Origin of the sequence: Pseudomonas sp. 22490, from assembly GCF_052044465.1 — a bacterium.
Lineage (GTDB): Bacteria > Pseudomonadota > Gammaproteobacteria > Pseudomonadales > Pseudomonadaceae > Pseudomonas > Pseudomonas aeruginosa.
On record NZ_JBQENS010000002.1, the window covers coordinates 281,740 to 297,434 of the forward strand.

Consider the following 15,695-nt stretch of genomic DNA (forward strand, 5'->3'; position numbering starts at 1 on the left):
GCTCAGATCAGGCCGGCGTCGGCGAGCTTCTCTTCGAGCCCGGCCAGGTCCGGAATCCGTGCGGTTTCGCCGCCGATGTCCACCGCCGCCAGTTCCAGCGCCGCCAGCGGCGCGGCGGTGCTCGCGAGATTGGCGTCCAGCCGCACCGAGCGCGGAATGCCCTGCACCAGCAGGGCGAGGAACTTCACATGGGGTCGTCCGCCGAGGGCGTTGATGACCACCACCCGCGCGCTGCTGCCGAGCACCGGCTGCTGTTCGCCGCTGGAGGCCGCCTCGAAGGACAGCAGCGGCAGGCGCAGGTCGCGCCAGGCCACCTGGCCCAGGTACCACTGCGGCAGGCCGGCGGCGACCTGTGGGTTGCGATAGGCGATCAGTTCGGCCACGGCGACGTTGGGCAACAGCAGGGTGCGGTCGCTCAGCGGCAGGAGCAGCCCGGTGAGGCTGTCCGGGGTCGGGTTGGCTGGGGTGTTCCGGCTCATGCCATCCTGCTCGATCACGGCCTGGTTCATGTTTCGACTCCTGTCGGCGCGCAGCGTGCGGCCAGATGCTTGACCAATGCCTCGGCCAGTTCGCGGGGGCTGGCATTGAAACTGCTGTAACCGGCTTCGCGCAAGCTGTCCGGCATGCTCGAACAGACGCAACTGTCGGCGCGCTGGGTCCATACCTCGCCACCCTGGCGCCGCACGTAGGCGGCAGCGGCGCTGCCGTCGCTACCCATGCCGCTGAAAACGATCACCCCGCAGTCGGGGCCGAACTGCTGGGCCAGGTTGAGCATCATCTGGTCGATGGACGGGGTGTAGGGTTCCGGCCAGGGACGCTGGCTGCATTTCAGTCGCCCGTCGTGGTGGAAACCGAGCTCGTGCAGCACCGGCACCACCATGACCTCGCCGCAACGCAGCGCTTCGCCGTCGCGGACGTTCTTCACATGCCACTGGCTGTGCCGGCCGACTGCCTGCGGCAGGTTCTGCTCGAAGCTGGCATCGATGTGCTGGGCATAGAGGAAGCCGATCGGCAGGCCACCGGGCAAGGCGTCGAGAAATGCCTTCACCGCCGCCGGGCCGCCGAGCGAGGCCGCCAGCAGCCACACCTCGCGGGCCGCTTCGCCGGCCTGCAGCGGCATCGCCGCGAGGTCGCCGGGAATCTCCAGGCGCGGCGGACGCTCCTCGTCGAGCAATGCGCCGAGGCTGTCGCCAACGCCATCGCTGGGGTCGCCGATCAAGCGCTTCAGCTTGCCGATCAGCCGCCGCTCCCAGCGCGGGTAATGTTCGGTATGCCGCTCCGGCGCGTGGCCCTCGCCGAACAGCACCGGCGCACGGTCCTGCTCCAGCAGGCTGTCCAGCAGCGGCGAGTCGTCCTGCTGGGTCAGGTCCACCAGCCACAGGTCGGGCGCGCACTCCAGCGCGGCGTCGTCGACCCTGGCCGGGTCGGCGTTGAGCACCACCTCGTAGCCATGGCCGAGCAGCGCCTGTTGCAACACGTGGCGCTGCAACGAGGTGTCGGCGATCACCGCGACCCGTGGCGTGGCGCGCTCACTCATGCTGGCCGACCAGGGACTGGATGGCTTCGAGCAGCTCGGTTTCCTGGTAAGGCTTGCCGAGGTACTGGTTGACGCCGATGCCCAGCGCGCGCTCGCGGTGTTTCTCGCCGGTCCGCGAGGTGATCATGATGATCGGCAGGTTGCCCAGGCGCTCGTCGTGGCGCACCAGGGTGGCGACCTCGAAACCGTCCATGCGCGGCATCTCGATGTCCAGCAGGAGGATGTCCGGACGGTGCTCCTGGAGCTGGGCGATGGCGTCCACGCCGTCCTTCGCGGTCAGCACGTTCATGCCGTTGCGCTCCAGCAGGCGGGTGGTGACCTTGCGCACGGTGACCGAGTCGTCCACCACCATGACCAGCGGCGGCCGCTGCTGCTCGCTTTCGCTCGCCGCCATTTCCTGGCGCAGCGCCAGGCGTTCGCGACGGCTTTCCTGGCCGAGCAGCGCGTGCCGGGAGCGGATGGTCGCCAGCAGGTCGAGGATCACCACCACCCGGCCATCGCCGAGCAGGGTCGCCCCGGAAATCCCGGCGACCCCGGCGAACTGCGGACCGAGGCTCTTCACCACGATCTCGCGGGAACCGGCCAGCGAGTCGACCTGCACCGCCACCGCATGCTCCGAGGAGCGCACCAGGATCACCGGCAAGGGCAGCGACTGGCCGACCAGCTTGGGTTCCTGGCCGTTGTTCAGCAGCTCGCCGAGGTACTTCAGTTCGTAGGACTGCCCGGCGTATTCGAAGCTGGGCGTATCCAGCCCCGCCTCGCCGCGCTGGTCGTAGAGCGCCTCCAGTTCGTAGGGCGAAACCCGCACGATGCCCTCGATGGTGTTCAGCGGCACCGCGTAGAGATCCTCGCCGGATAGCACCATCAGCGCCCGGTTCACCGACACGGTGAACGGCAGCCGCACGTTGAAGCGGGTGCCCTGGCCCGGCTCGGTCTGGATGCTCACCGAGCCGCCGAGCTGCTTGACCTCGGAGTTGGCCACGTCGAGGCCGACGCCGCGCCCGGAGATCTGGGTGACCTTTTCGGCGGTGGAGAAACCGGACTCGAGCACGAACTGCAGCACTTCATGATCGCTGAGGTCGCTGTCGGCGCTCATCAGGCCACGCTCGATGGCCTTGCGCCGTACCGCGTCGAGGCGGATGCCGGCGCCGTCGTCGGAGAGGGTGAGGAGAATGTCGCCGCCCTCGCGGCCGATGTTCAGGCGGATCGTACCGTGCTCCGGCTTGCCCGCCGCGCGGCGCGTCTCGCCGGACTCGATGCCGTGGTCCACGGCGTTGCGCAGCATGTGCTCCAGCGGCGCGACGATGCGTTCGAGGACGGTACGATCCATCTCGCCGTCGGCGTTGCCGACCACGAATTCGACCTGCTTGCCAAGCTCGCCGGCCACCTGCCGGACGATCCGCCGCAAACGCGGTACCAGCCGATCGAACGGCACCATGCGGGTGCGCATCAGGCCTTCCTGGAGTTCGGTGTTGACCCGCGCCTGTTGCAGCAGCAGGGTCTCCGCGTCGCGGTTCTTCGCCGCCAGGGTTTCCTTCAGGTCGAGAAGGTCGGAGGCCGATTCGAAGAGTGCGCGCGAGAGCTGCTGCAACTGCGAATAGCGGTCCATTTCCAGCGGGTCGAATTCTTCGTAGCCGGCGCGTTCGGCATCGGCCTGGTGACGCGAGAGGATCTGCGCCTGGGTCTCGGTGTCGAGGCGGCGCAACTGGTCGCGCACCCGCTCGATGGTGGACTCCATCTCGCCGAGGGTGAAGCCGACGTCGCTCACCTGCTGCTCGACCCGGCCGCGGAAGATCGAGGTCTCGCCCGCCAGGTTGACCAGGTTCTCCAGCAGTTCCGCCGGCACCTTCACCAGTTCCTGCGGGGCACGCCGGGAAGCGGCCTCCTGGGCCGCCTCCTGGGCCTTGCGCACGAACGGCAGGGTGGTGGCCGGGGCAGCCGGAGGCGCCGCCTCGGCCGCCATGATCGCGCCGGCCGCCGGGGCCAGGCGGGTCAGCTCGGCCAGCGCGGAGGCCACCGCGCGGTCGGTATCGTCGGCCTGGACCAGCGCCTGGGCGGGCTCGGGCCGTTCACCGGCCTCGTCGTCCTCGGCCAGCCGCTCGCGCAACAGGTCGACCTGCCGCTGCAGGCCTTCCAGCCCCGACTGCGCATCCAGCAGCAGGCTGTCCGGCCACGGCGCGCCCTGTTGCTGCGCATCGGTGAGATGCTGCTCGAGGTCGTGGGCCAGGTTGCCCAGCTCGGTCTGCCCGGCCAGGCGCGCGCCGCCCTTGAGGGTGTGCAGGATCCGCAGCAGGTCGTCCAGCGGCTGGGCGTCGCCGTTGCCGCCGTCCCAGCGGCCGAGCGCCAGTTCGAGGTTCTCCAGCAGGTCGTCGGCTTCCTCGAGGAAGATGTCGAGGATCTCGCTCTCGTCGGCCGCCGCGCCCTTCGCCGCCAACGGCTTGAGGCTGACGCTGGTGGGTACGCTCAGTTGCTCGTCGGGATCGCTGCGCAGGCGCCTGATCTCCGCGATCAGCGCCTGCCCGTCGGGCAGCGAGCGGTGGCCACGCACCGCCTCGAGCATCTCGGCCAGCTCGTCGTGGCAGCGCTGCAGCAGGCCGAACAAGGCCGGGCTGGCGCGCAGGCGTCCGCCGCAGAGGCCTTCGTAGAGGAATTCAAGCTCATGGGCGAGGTCGCCGATCTCGCCGATCTCGGCCATCCGCGCACCGCCCTTGAGGGTATGCAGGTCGCGCTGCAAGGCTTCCAGTTCGATGGTGTTGTCGACGTCGTCGATCCAGCGCTGCAACGCGGCGGCAGCGCTGTCGAGGATATCGAAGCCTTCCTCGAGGAAGATCTCCACCAGTTCGGGATCGCGCTCTTCGAACGCCTCCGCAGCGGGCGCGGCGGGCTCCTCGACGGCAGGTGCAACGAGTTCCTCGACAGGGCTTTCCGCCTCGCCCGGTGTCGCGGCCTCGGCCACCGGGCCCTGGCGGAACCGGCGGATCGCCTGGATAAGGTCGTGCGGGTCGGCCAGGGGCTGGCCGGCGCTCAACTGGTCGAGCTGTTCGGCCAGGCGGTCGTGACAGGCTTGCAGCAATCCGGCCAGTTGCGGGGAGTGCTGGTAACGGCGGTCGACCAGTCCTTCGTAGAGGGCCTCCAGCTCGTGGGCCAGGTCGCCGATCTCGGCGATCTCGGCCATCCGTGCGCCGCCCTTGAGGGTATGCAGGTCGCGCTGCAGGGCGCTGAGCGAAGACAGCGCGCCCGGCTCGGCCTGCCATTGGGCCAGTGCCTGGCCGGCGCTTTCGAGGATGTCCACCGCCTCTTCGAGGAAGATCGACACCATTTCCTCGTCCAGCTCGCGGCCGGGAGCCGGTGCAGGCGCTGCCGGTACGGTCTCCTCGGCAGGCGTCCCGGCCTCTTCGAAGACCGCCTCGGGGAGGGCCGGTTCTTCGTCTTCCGGGGGGAAATCGTCGGCGCCGAGGCTCTCCGGGTCGATGAACGGAACGGCCTCGGCGGCGGGCGCTTCCAACAGCTCCTGCAGGGCCGCGACCCGCTCCGGACGCGGCGTGACCTGCAGGCCGGCGGCGACCTGGTCCATCATCCCGATCAGCGCCTCGTGGGCCTGGCGGGCTTCCTCGAAGAACGCCGGGCTGACCGCCAGGCGGCCTTCCTCGACGGCATCGTAGAGCGCCAGCAAGGCCTGGCAGAGTTCTTCCACCTGTGGCAGCTCGGCATGCCGGGCGCCCCGGTCCAGAGTGCTGAGCTCCTCGCGCAGCGCACTCAGTTCCTGGCGCTCCTGCGGATGCTCGTGCCAGCGCTCGAGCAGGTCCTCGGCGTCCAGCAGGATGTCCATGCCTTCGACGAGGAACGCCTCGATCAGCAACGGATCGCGGCGCTCGCCGGCATCGCTGTAGCGCTCGGCCTCGAGCGAGGCGATGCGTTCCTGGTGCAGTGCCTCGATACGCTCCAGCAACGCGTCGCTGCCGGGGATCGGGTTCAATGGCCGTTGCGCGCCGACCTGCTCCAGGCCGATGCGGAACAGTTGCTCGGCGTCGTGCAGCAACTCCGCTTCGCGCAGGTCGAAGGCGAGCAGGTTGGACTTGTATTCCTTGACCAGTTTTTCCAGCGGCGTGGCGATCTCCGCGATCGGCAGGATGCCGGCCATGTGCGCGCTGCCCTTGAGGGTATGCAGGGCACGCTGCAAGGCATCGGTGACCGGCTGCGGCAGTTCGCGGGCGCAGTCGGCGAGGAAGCCGACCAAGGCCTCGAGATGGGTCTCCGCCTCGTTGGTGAAGATCTCCAGCAGTTGCGGGTCGAGCAGTTCGACGTCGCTCTGCGCCTCGGCAGCGGCCTGCGGCGCGTCGGCCAATGGCGGCGCCTGGACGCCGCTCTCCAGGCTCGACGGCTGCTCCGCCCCGGCTTCCGGCGGTACTCCGCCGTCGTCCGGCGCCGGCGGTTCCGGCAGCGGCTCGCCCTTGGCCAGGGCATGCGCGGTGGCCGCCAGCAGGTCGACATCGTCGCGCTGGCGCTGGGCATTGGCGGCGAACTCCTCGACCAGCTCCGGCAACAGGGCCACGACCTGGTCCACCACTCGCTGCACCGGCTCGCTGGCGGCGATGCTGCGATCGAGCACGCGGTTGAACAGGTTCTCTATCGACCAGGCCAGTTCGCCGATCACCAGGGCACGGACCATCCGCCCGCTACCCTTGAGGGTATGGAAGGCACGGCGTACCTCGGTCAGCGCTTCGCGGTCGTCGTGGTCGGCTTTCCAGGCCGGCAGGTAGCGGCCGATGGTCTCCAGGACCTCGCCGGCCTCCTCGATGAAGACCTCGCGCAGTTCCTCGTCCACCGGTTCCTCGTCGGCCGGCGGTGGCAGCAGGCTGACCGGAACGTTCTGCGCCGGCGGGTTGATCGGCTGCACCGGCGCAGCCATCACCTCGGCCAGAGACAGGGCCGGCGCTTCGCTGGCGAGCGCCTCGGCGGCAGGCGGCGCCTCGGCCTCAGCCTCGGGCAATTGCACCTCGGGGAGATCGAGGTCGGAAAGATCCAGTTCCTCCAGGCTCGAGCCCTCCCAGGCGGACACCTCGCCCTCCGCCTCCGGCAAGGCTACATCCAGCGGCAGCGGATCGAGCGCATCGAGAACCAGCTCCTGTTCAGCGGAGCCGTCGAAAGGCTCCAGCGCCGGCAACGGCTCGAGGCTTTCCAGCGGCGCGTCGAAGGACAGCGCCGGCTCCTCCAGGCTCAGATCCAACGTCTCGCCGGCCTGCGCCGGCTGCGCCAGGTCATCGCCGAGCCCCCACTGCTCCGGCAGCGACCAGTCCGCCAGGGCCGCCGGCCCGGAGGCCGGGGCCGCATCGGCGGGCAGGTCGAGGCCGGAGAGATCGATCTCGTCGAGGCTGAAATCGTCCAGGCTGCGGGCAGGCGCCGGGGTCGACTGCGGCTGGCCGCTCTCCTCGACCACCTCCGGCAACGCCGGCGGCACTTCGGCGGAATCGTCCAGCGGCAGGTCCAGGGCCAGGTCGAGGGACGGCTCGCCGGCGTCGGGCGCGACTTCGCCAAGGGTCCAGTTGTCGTCGCTGGCCAGCTGCGGGGCATCTTCCCTCGCGGCCTCGGCAGGAGCCGTGTCGGCGGGCGGTTGCTCCGCTGTCTCGGCGACCTCGACGACCGCCTCCGGCCTCTCCGGCTCGGCAGCCGGGGACTCGATGGCAGCGGGCCCGGACAGGCCAGGCTCGGCCGGGGCCGACGAATTCGGTTTCAGCGTATAGCCGAGGTTCGCCAGGCTGTCCTCGGCGACGTCGAGGATCAGGTCGCTCTGGCTGGCATGGTCCTCGCTCAGGCGCTCCAGGTAATACTCGACGCTGGTGATGGCATCGGCCAGGGTATCCAGGCTCTGCCAGTCCGGCACCGCCTTGCGCGCCAGCAGCTGTTCCTGGATATAGCGGTTGCAGGTTTCCAGCAGGGTCGCGGCGCGCTCCAGCGGGATCATCGCCAGGCCGCCGCGGACCTGGGTCAGCAGCTCCGGCACGCGGGCCAGGTGCTCGTGGTTCCACTGCGAGGCGATGAACTCGATGATCGCGTCCTTGGCCTGCTCCAGACCGTTGCGCGCTTCCTTGATCACCAACTGGTGGATCTGCGCCACATCGGTGGTGGGCAGGCGGCTTTCCTCGCTGTTGCGCTCGTCGCCGGGACCGGCCATGCCGGCCAGGGTGGCCTCGACGTAGAGCAACGCGCCGGCGACGTCCATCAGGATCGCGTCGCTCGGCTCGCGGCGGCCCTGGGCCAGGGCGTGGATGACGTCCAACTGGTCGAGGATGACCTTGCGCGGTTGGCCGAAGCCGAGTACCGCCAGGGTATCGGCGATCTGCTTGAGCGGCGCCAGGAGGGCGTCCAGTTCCGAGGGGTGGCCACGGTCGCTGCGCACGAACAGGTCGAGGCTGTCCTTGATCCGCACCAGTTCCTCGCACAAGGCACCGACCACCGAACGCATCGCGTCGCGGTCGGGCCCGGCGAGGCGGGCGCGCTCGGCGTCCACCGTCTCGTGGTCGGGCAGCGCCTCGTCGAGGCGGTACTGTTCCTTCAGAGCGCGGATCCGCGGCGACTGCGAAGGCGCCTTGGCCACGTAGAACAGCAGGTTCTTCACCAGCTCGTCCGGCGCGGCCTGGTTCAGGCCGTCGGCGCCCTGCTCGACCAGGCGCTTGAGTTCGCGGTCGAGCTGGCGCAGCAGGGTGCGCACCGAGGCGCTGTTGACCACGCTACCGTTGGCCAGGCCCTCGACCAGGCCGGAAGCGATGCTCCACAGCGGCCCCAGCGGTGCCTCGCGGCACAGGCCCTCCAGGCGCGCATAGACACGCGCCAGGTAGCCGAGGCTGGTGGCCACGTCCTGGTTGCGCAGCAGGCCGACCAGGGCCATCTGCTGGGTCTGGCGCAGCTTGCGCAGCAAGCCGCCGAGTTCGTCGGTGCGCAGTTGCGCGATGGCCTCGCCGTCCAGCTGCGGCTGGCGCTGCGACAGGTCGGGCGCGAACAGGCTGGTTTCCGAGAGCAGCTTCTCGCCGCGCGCGGCGCGCAGGTCGTTGAGCAGCGGCAGGACCACCATCGGCAGGTCGCGCCGGGCGGTCTGGATCCGGTCGAGGTAGACCGGCAGTTGCAGGATCGCCTGCATCAGCACTTCCAGGGCCTCGCCCTGGTTCGGCACGCGACCGTCCAGCAAGGCCTGGACCAACTGCTCCATTTCCTCGGCGAGCAGGGCCGCGCCGTAGAACTCGACCATCTGCAGGGTGCCCTGCACCTGGTGCACGTAGGTCAGGCAGAACCGCATGCGGGTCGGGTCCTGCGGGTTCTCGACGAACGCTTCCAGCGCCTGGCGCGCCTGTTTCAGGGTTTCGGCGATCTCGCCTTTCACCCATTCCAGAGCGACGTAGTCGTGCCGGTCACCCATAGCCACTCCATTCATGTGCCTGAGTACCCCTTACGGGTAAAGGCCAGGACCCGCTCGTCGGCGACCGGCTCGAGCTCCGGATGGCTCCAGTCGACCACTTCGCCGACCCCGATCACCAGCAAGCCTCCCGGCGCCAGCCGTTCGGCCAACCGGTTGAGGATCTCGCGCCGTCGCCAGCGACGGAAGTAGATCAGCAGGTTCTGACAAAAAATCACGTCCATGCCGGACCAGGGCGCCTTCGCCAGGTCCAGCACATTCAGCCGGGCGCAGCAGACGCGCTCGGTCAGTATCGTTTTCACGCTGAAGCTGCCGTCGGCCTGGCGTTCGCAATAGCGTTCGACCAGTCCGGCCTCCAGTTGCTCCAGCTTGCGGGCCGGATAGTTCGCCTGCCGCGCCCGCTGCAGGGCGTGAAGGCTGATATCCGTCCCGGTGACGCCGAAAAAATCTTCCCGTTCCTGCCCGCGCAACGCCTGCGCGGCGCACATCGCCAGCGAGTAGGGTTCCTCGCCGCTGGAGCAGCCGACGCTCCACAGGGCCCAGGGCCGCGGCATGCCTTCGCGGCGCAGGCGCTCGCCCAGGTAGCGCTCGAGCAGCTCGAAAGACGGGGGATGACGGAAAAAACGGGTTTCCTGGACGGTCAGGCGGTCCAGCAGGGTCGCCCACTCCACTGCGCCACGCGGACCGTCGGTCACCTGGCGGTAGTAGCTGTGGTAGTCGCCGATGCCCAGTTCACGCATGCGCGCGGTCAGGCTGGCCTGCAGGAACGTCCGGCGTTGCTCGTTGAGCACCACGCCGGTGCGGTTCTCCAACAGGACCTGCCAGTCGCGGAACTCCGCTGCCGACATATCGGCCAGCGGCTGCAGTGACCAGACGCCGTTCGCCTGCATGCCGTGCCCCTCGTCCAAGGTGTCGACGCGGCGCCCGCCAGGCGGCCGCCGCGCCTATGCTCAGGCCTGCTCCACGCCCTCCGGCAGTTTGAAGCCGGATACCGAGTTGCGCATCTCGCTCGCCATCTTCGCCAGGTTGCCGATGCTCCGTGCGGTGGCGGTGGTACCGGCGGAGGTCTGCGAGGTGATCTCCTGAATGACGTTCATGGTGTTGGAAATGTGGCCGGCCGACGATGCCTGCTGACGGGCGGCGTTGGAGATGTTCTGGATCAGCGCCGCGAGGGTCTTGGATACCTTCTCGATCTCCTCCAGGGCCACACCGGCGTCCTGGGCCAGGCGCGCGCCGCGGACCACCTCGGAGGTGGTCTGCTCCATCGAGATCACCGCTTCGTTGGTGTCGGTCTGGATGGTCTTCACCAGCGCCTCGATCTGCTTGGTCGCCGCCGAGGAACGTTCCGCCAGTCGCTGTACCTCGTCCGCTACCACGGCGAAGCCGCGGCCCGCGTCCCCGGCCATCGACGCCTGGATCGCGGCGTTCAGGGCGAGGATGTTGGTCTGGTCGGCGATGTCGTTGATCAGGCTGACGATGTCGCCGATCTCCTGGGACGATTCGCCGAGGCGCTTGATTCGCTTCGAGGTGTCCTGGATCTGCTCGCGGATGTTGTCCATGCCGGTGATGGTGTTGTGCACCACCTCGTTGCCCTTGTTGGCAATGGCTACCGAACGTTCCGCTACCGCCGAGGATTCCGAGGCGTTCGCCGATACCTGGTCGATCGACACCGCCATTTCGTTGATCGCCGCCGAGGCGCCGGCGATTTCCTGCGCCTGGTGCTCGGAGGCTTCGGCCAGGTGCATCGCGGTGGACTGGGTTTCCTGGGCCGCTGCGGCCACCTGCACGGCGGTCTGGTTGATGGTCTCCACCAGTTCGCGGAGCTGGTCGATGGAGTAGTTGATCGAGTCGGCGATGGCGCCGGTGAAGTCCTCGGTCACGGTCGCGGCCACGGTCAGGTCGCCGTCCGCGAGGTCGGCGATCTCGTCGAGCAGACGCAGGATCGCGGCCTGGTTGCGGTCGTTCTTCTCGGCGGTCTCGGCCAGCCGGCGGTTGGTCTCGCGCACCATCACCAGGCCGATCAGGATGATCGAGGCCAGGGCCAGGGCGCCGAGGGCGTAACCGGCGAACAGGTTGATGCTGCGCCCGCCGGCCAGGTTCTCGAAGCCGTCGGCCAGTTGCGAGGCCTTGTCCAGCAGGGTCTGCGAAACGCTGAAGATGTTGTTCGCCGCTTCCCGGACCTGGAACAGGTCGGGCGAGGTCTCGAGGATCTCGTCCACCGAACCGGAGACGAACTCGAAGAGTTCGGCGATCTCGTTCAGGCGATCCACCGCCTCGGCGTTGGTCACCTTGGAGATGCTCATCGCCGCGTTGCCTTCCTGCATGCCCTTCAGTACGCGGCCGAACAGGCTGGCGTCGCGGCCGAAGCTGTCGGCGGCCTGCACCGAGTTCTCGTCGCCGGCCAGCACCTTGTTCACCGAGCCGAGGATACGTTCGGCGAGCAGCGACTGGCGCTGGGCGACCGCGACCTGGTCGGCCGGGGCACCGTTCTCCAGCAGGATGTCGACCACCTCTTCGTATTCCACCTGCAGCTGCGGGATGGTTTCGGCGAGGGTCGAGGCCACCTGGTGCAGGGACAGTACGGTCTGTTCGCTGGCGAGGATGGAGTCGGCGTTCTTGCGCAGGCCGTCCCAGTCCTGCTGCACCACGTCCATCTGCGGCTTCACCGCTTCGGGGCTGGGCGGCAGGGATGTGCTCTCGTCGCCGTTGACCAGGATGTTCCAGCGTTTCTCGAAGTCGTTGCGCGCATCCTTCAGGAGCTTGAACGCCTCGCCCTTGCCCGCCGCCGCTTCGGTGGCGTTCTTCGCGATCCGCTGCGACAGGACGCGCAGTTCGCCGGCATGGCCGATGTACTGCTTGTCATGGTTCGACTGGGTGTTGAGGTAGGCAAAGTTGGCGAACAGCAACACGATCGAGACGATGAGGACGATGAACAGCCCCGCGATCACCGAGCTGCTGCGCATGCCCGCGAAAAGATTGCCTGCGTTGATTTTCTTCATATTTGGCCCCCGCCCGGACCGACCACGATTACGATTTCCATGTCACGACACGGGCCGGCAGACCGGCCCAACCGGTGAAGCTGTTTATACGGCGACGTCGAGGAAGCCCTGGTGTTGCGCCAGCGCATGCGGGCTGAACACCAGCCACGGCTGCTCTCGATGGAAGACGCCATGAATGAAGGGTTGCAGTGCCGCTTCTAGTGGCGGCAGCTGTTCGCTGAAGGTGTCCACCGGGAAGTGCTGCATGCCGAACACCTCATCGACGATGAGGCCGGCGAACACGTCCAGGTGCTCCACCACCAGCACCCGCCGCTGCTTGCGCAAGGGCGACAGTTCGGTGCCGAGGAAACCGCAGAGGTCCATGATCGGCAGCAGGCGGCCACGTACGTTGGCCACCCCCTTGACCCAGGTCTTCACGCCCGGCAGCTGGGTGTAGCGCGGTTCGTGCAGGACTTCGCCGACCTCCCCCATGGGGGCGACGAAGAACCGCCCGCCCATGCGGAAGCCGATCCCGCTCCAGCTCTGCACCGCCTCCTGCTGGGCCGGCAGGCCGGCGGCCAGGCGTCGGCAGCGCTGATCGATGTCGACGAGGAGCTGGAAGGGGGTCTGAACGTCCGACATGCGGGGCCTGGTCTTTCCGGGGTCAGGGTGAGCGATGCGCTGCGACGGGCTCAGCCCGCCAGCACCGCATTGATGGTTTTCAGCAGGGTCTCTTCGTCCACCGGCTTGGTCAGGTAGTCGCGAGCGCCCTGGCGCTTGCCCCAGACCTTGTCGGTCTCCTGGTCCTTGGTGGTGACGATGATCACCGGGATGGCGCTGGTCTCGGCGTCCTTGGTCAATTGACGGGTCGCCTGGAAGCCGTTGAGGCCGGGCATGACGATGTCCATCAGGACCACGTCGGGCTTTTCCTGGCGGGCCAGGGCGACGCCGTCGCCGCCGTTCTCGGCCTTGAGTACCTGGTGACCATGCTTTTCCAGCATGGCGGTCAGCTTGTACATCTCGGTCGGAGAGTCATCAACAATCAAAATACGAGCCATGGGATCCCCATCACGAAATAAGCATCAACGGCCATGCGGCCGGATATCAGGAAACGGCGTCCACCGGGGTGAAGCTGGGTACGTGTGCCTTGATCGCGCCCAGCAGCTCTTCCTTGCTGAACGGCTTGGTGAGGTACTGGTCGGAGCCGACGATGCGCCCCTTGGCCTTGTCGAACAGGCCGTCCTTGGAGGACAGCATGATCACCGGAGTGGACTTGAACGCGCTGTTGTTCTTGATCAGGGCGCAGGTCTGATAGCCATCCAGGCGCGGCATCATGATGTCGACGAAAATGATGTTCGGATGGGTATCGGCGATCTTCGCCAGGGCATCGAAGCCGTCGATTGCCGTGATCACGTCGCAACCGACCTTTTTCAGCAGTGTTTCGGCGGTGCGACGAATCGTTTTCGAATCGTCGATCACCATCACTTTCAAACCGTCGGATTGCTGTTCCATGTTCGCCCTATATCGACTCGGTGAATCATTCTTCTGTGTTTTCTTCAGTGCGCTAACGCCCTGTCACCGACGGGCTGCGACCCAATCGCGGGCCTTTTTAGCACACTCGACGCAACTCTATCCATAATGCCCGGAACAGGCCGGCTTTTTCCTTGACCAAGCGCAAACGGGGCGCCAACCTGAGCGTCAAACCCGCTTGCCACGCGGCCTCCCCGCCGCGACCGGACAACCCACCCCCTTTCGGAGGAATTCCCATGAGCGTACGCCTCGGGATCGTCATGGACCCCATCGCGCGCATCAACTTCAAGAAGGACAGCTCGCTCGCCATGCTGCTGGCTGCCCAGGCCCGCGGCTGGTCGCTGTTCTACATGGAACAGCAGGACCTCTACCAGAAGGCCGGCGTCGCGCGTGGACGCATGCGCCCGCTGAAGGTCTTCAACGATGCCTCCCGCTGGTTCGAACTGGAAGCGGAAAGCGACCAACCGCTGCACGAACTGGACGTGATCCTGATGCGCAAGGACCCGCCCTTCGATAACGAATTCGTCTATTCGACCTACCTGCTGGAACAGGCCGAGCGTGCCGGCGCCCTGGTGGTGAACCGGCCGCAGAGCCTGCGCGACTGCAACGAGAAGTTCTTCGCCACGCAGTTCACCCAGTGCACTCCGCCGACGATGGTCAGCCGGCGATCCGATATTCTGCGCGAGTTTGCCGCCGAGCATCGTGACATCATTCTCAAACCCCTGGACGGAATGGGCGGTTCGTCGATATTTCGTCACCGCGAAGGCGACCCGAACCTCTCGGTGATCCTCGAGACCCTCACCCAGCATGGCAGCCAGCAGATCATGGCACAGCGCTATCTGCCGGAAATCAAGGACGGCGACAAGCGCATCCTGATGATCGACGGCGAACCGGTGCCCTACTGCCTGGCGCGCATCCCCGCCCAGGGCGAGACCCGCGGCAACCTCGCCGCCGGCGGCCGCGGCGTGGCCCAGCCGCTGAGCGAGCGCGACCGCTGGATCGCCGCCGAGGTCGGCCCGCACCTGCGCGAGCGCGGCCTGCTGTTCGTCGGCCTCGACGTGATCGGCGATTATCTGACGGAAATCAACGTCACCAGCCCGACCTGCATCCGCGAGATCGACCAGGCCTTCGACACCCGCATCGGCGACAAGCTGATGGACGCCATCGCCGCCCAGCTGGCTGCCCGCTGAATCGCGCGGGCGGGCCTCGGTCCGCCCGCCTCGGCCCGGCCGATGCGCCACGGCGAGCGACCGCGTGTCCAAGGCGCGGAGTGCGTCATAGACTTTTCCGCCCCCCATCGGCAGACTTCGCCCCACGCCAGCCACCACGATCCGCAATGAACGCCGCCGTCCTCAAGTCCCCCTCCGCCGCTGCCGGCGTCCGCCCGGCGGACCGTTTGGGCTTCACCCTGTTCATCGCAGCCATCCTGCACGTCGCCTTCATCCTCGGGGTGGGCTTCTCCATGCCCGCGCCGAGCCAGATCAGCAAGACCCTGGAAATCACCCTGGCCAACTTCAAGAGCGACAAGGCGCCGGAGAAGGCCGACTACCTCGCGCAGATGAACCAGCAGGGCAGCGGTACCCTGGAGCACAAGGCCGCGCCGAAGACCACCGAGGTCGCGCCGTTCCAGGACAACCAGGTGAAGAAAGTCGCGCCGCCGGCTACGCCGAAGCAGGCCAGGAGCGAAGAGGCGCCCAAGGCCGCGGTGACCACCACCCGCCAGCGCCAGCAGAAGGCACCGAGCAAGACCCAGGCACAGAAGGCCGAGCAGGTCGCCAAGCCGGCGCCGCATTTCGACTCAACCCAGCTGTCGGCGGAAATCGCCAGCCTCGAGGCCGACCTGGCCAAGGAGCAGCAGGCCTACGCCAAGCGCCCGCGCATCCACCGCCTGAGCGCCGCCTCGACCATGCGCGACAAGGGCGCCTGGTACAAGGAAGACTGGCGCAAGAAGATCGAACGCATCGGCAACCTCAACTACCCCGACGAGGCCCGCCGGCAGAAGCTCTACGGCAGCCTGCGGCTGCTGGTGTCGATCAACCGCGACGGCACCATCTACGAGGTGCAGGTGCTGGAGTCTTCCGGCGAGCCGATCCTCGACCAGGCCGCCCAGCGCATCGTCCGCCTGGCCGCGCCCTATGCGCCGTTCAGCGGCGACCTGGCCGACATCGACCGGCTGGAGATCATCCGTACCTGGCGCTTCGAACGCGGCGACCGGCTGTCCAGCAAGTAGCGCCGGCAAGGC

General features: G+C 67.8%; 10 protein-coding genes. 2 read left to right on the top strand and 8 right to left on the bottom strand.

From position 1 onward, the window contains the following. Positions 1-2: 2 nt before the first annotated feature. The 8 genes from ACTJJX_RS03460 to pilG form a co-directional block, all read right to left on the bottom strand. Positions 3-509: a chemotaxis protein CheW gene (locus ACTJJX_RS03460; protein WP_003106119.1), complete on the bottom strand. Its 507-nt coding sequence runs from the start codon at positions 507-509 to the stop codon at positions 3-5. After that, on the bottom strand, positions 506-1,537 hold the full coding sequence (locus tag ACTJJX_RS03465; RefSeq protein ID WP_003084598.1) for a chemotaxis protein CheB: 1,032 nt from the start codon (positions 1,535-1,537) through the stop codon (positions 506-508). Before ACTJJX_RS03465 ends, ACTJJX_RS03460 begins: the two co-directional genes overlap by 4 nt. Continuing rightward, a complete protein-coding gene (chpA, locus tag ACTJJX_RS03470; protein ID WP_016852374.1) occupies positions 1,530-8,948 on the bottom strand; it encodes a chemotaxis signal transduction system protein ChpA in 7,419 nt (2,472 codons plus the stop codon). The genes ACTJJX_RS03465 and chpA overlap by 8 nt, the downstream gene beginning before the upstream one ends. 11 nt (positions 8,949-8,959) lie before the next feature. Then, positions 8,960-9,835, bottom strand: coding sequence for a type 4 fimbrial methyltransferase PilK (gene pilK / locus ACTJJX_RS03475; protein ID WP_003084594.1), 876 nt, complete (start codon positions 9,833-9,835; stop codon positions 8,960-8,962). Positions 9,836-9,895: 60 nt separating this feature from the next. Continuing rightward, positions 9,896-11,944, bottom strand: a complete 2,049-nt coding sequence (pilJ, locus tag ACTJJX_RS03480) for a chemotaxis chemoreceptor PilJ (RefSeq protein WP_003100940.1) — start codon at positions 11,942-11,944, stop codon at positions 9,896-9,898. A gap of 84 nt (positions 11,945-12,028) precedes the next feature. Beyond that, positions 12,029-12,565: a chemotaxis protein CheW gene (locus ACTJJX_RS03485; protein ID WP_003084590.1), complete on the bottom strand. Its 537-nt coding sequence runs from the start codon at positions 12,563-12,565 to the stop codon at positions 12,029-12,031. Positions 12,566-12,615: 50 nt separating this feature from the next. Next, positions 12,616-12,981, bottom strand: a complete 366-nt coding sequence (pilH, locus tag ACTJJX_RS03490; protein WP_003084587.1) for a twitching motility response regulator PilH — start codon at positions 12,979-12,981, stop codon at positions 12,616-12,618. Between the two features lie 46 nt (positions 12,982-13,027). Continuing rightward, entirely contained in the window at positions 13,028-13,435 is a 408-nt protein-coding gene (pilG, locus tag ACTJJX_RS03495) for a twitching motility response regulator PilG (RefSeq protein ID WP_003084583.1), read from the bottom strand. Between the two features lie 254 nt (positions 13,436-13,689). On the opposite strand from pilG, the gene gshB reads away from it, so the two are divergent. After that, positions 13,690-14,643 (top strand): glutathione synthase, encoded by a 954-nt coding sequence (gshB, locus tag ACTJJX_RS03500; protein ID WP_003100943.1) that lies wholly within the window; start codon positions 13,690-13,692, stop codon positions 14,641-14,643. Positions 14,644-14,789: 146 nt separating this feature from the next. Further along, positions 14,790-15,683: an energy transducer TonB gene (locus ACTJJX_RS03505; protein ID WP_003160914.1), complete on the top strand. Its 894-nt coding sequence runs from the start codon at positions 14,790-14,792 to the stop codon at positions 15,681-15,683. The last annotated feature ends 12 nt before the right edge of the window (positions 15,684-15,695 follow it).

Coding starts and splice junctions, on each gene's coding strand:
- ACTJJX_RS03460 (WP_003106119.1), bottom strand. CDS start 509: ATGAACCAGGCCGTGATCGAGCAGGATGGCATGAGCCGGAACACCCCA.
- ACTJJX_RS03465 (WP_003084598.1), bottom strand. CDS start 1,537: ATGAGTGAGCGCGCCACGCCACGGGTCGCGGTGATCGCCGACACCTCG.
- chpA (WP_016852374.1), bottom strand. CDS start 8,948: ATGGGTGACCGGCACGACTACGTCGCTCTGGAATGGGTGAAAGGCGAG.
- pilK (WP_003084594.1), bottom strand. CDS start 9,835: ATGCAGGCGAACGGCGTCTGGTCACTGCAGCCGCTGGCCGATATGTCG.
- pilJ (WP_003100940.1), bottom strand. CDS start 11,944: ATGAAGAAAATCAACGCAGGCAATCTTTTCGCGGGCATGCGCAGCAGC.
- ACTJJX_RS03485 (WP_003084590.1), bottom strand. CDS start 12,565: ATGTCGGACGTTCAGACCCCCTTCCAGCTCCTCGTCGACATCGATCAG.
- pilH (WP_003084587.1), bottom strand. CDS start 12,981: ATGGCTCGTATTTTGATTGTTGATGACTCTCCGACCGAGATGTACAAG.
- pilG (WP_003084583.1), bottom strand. CDS start 13,435: ATGGAACAGCAATCCGACGGTTTGAAAGTGATGGTGATCGACGATTCG.
- gshB (WP_003100943.1), top strand. CDS start 13,690: ATGAGCGTACGCCTCGGGATCGTCATGGACCCCATCGCGCGCATCAAC.
- ACTJJX_RS03505 (WP_003160914.1), top strand. CDS start 14,790: ATGAACGCCGCCGTCCTCAAGTCCCCCTCCGCCGCTGCCGGCGTCCGC.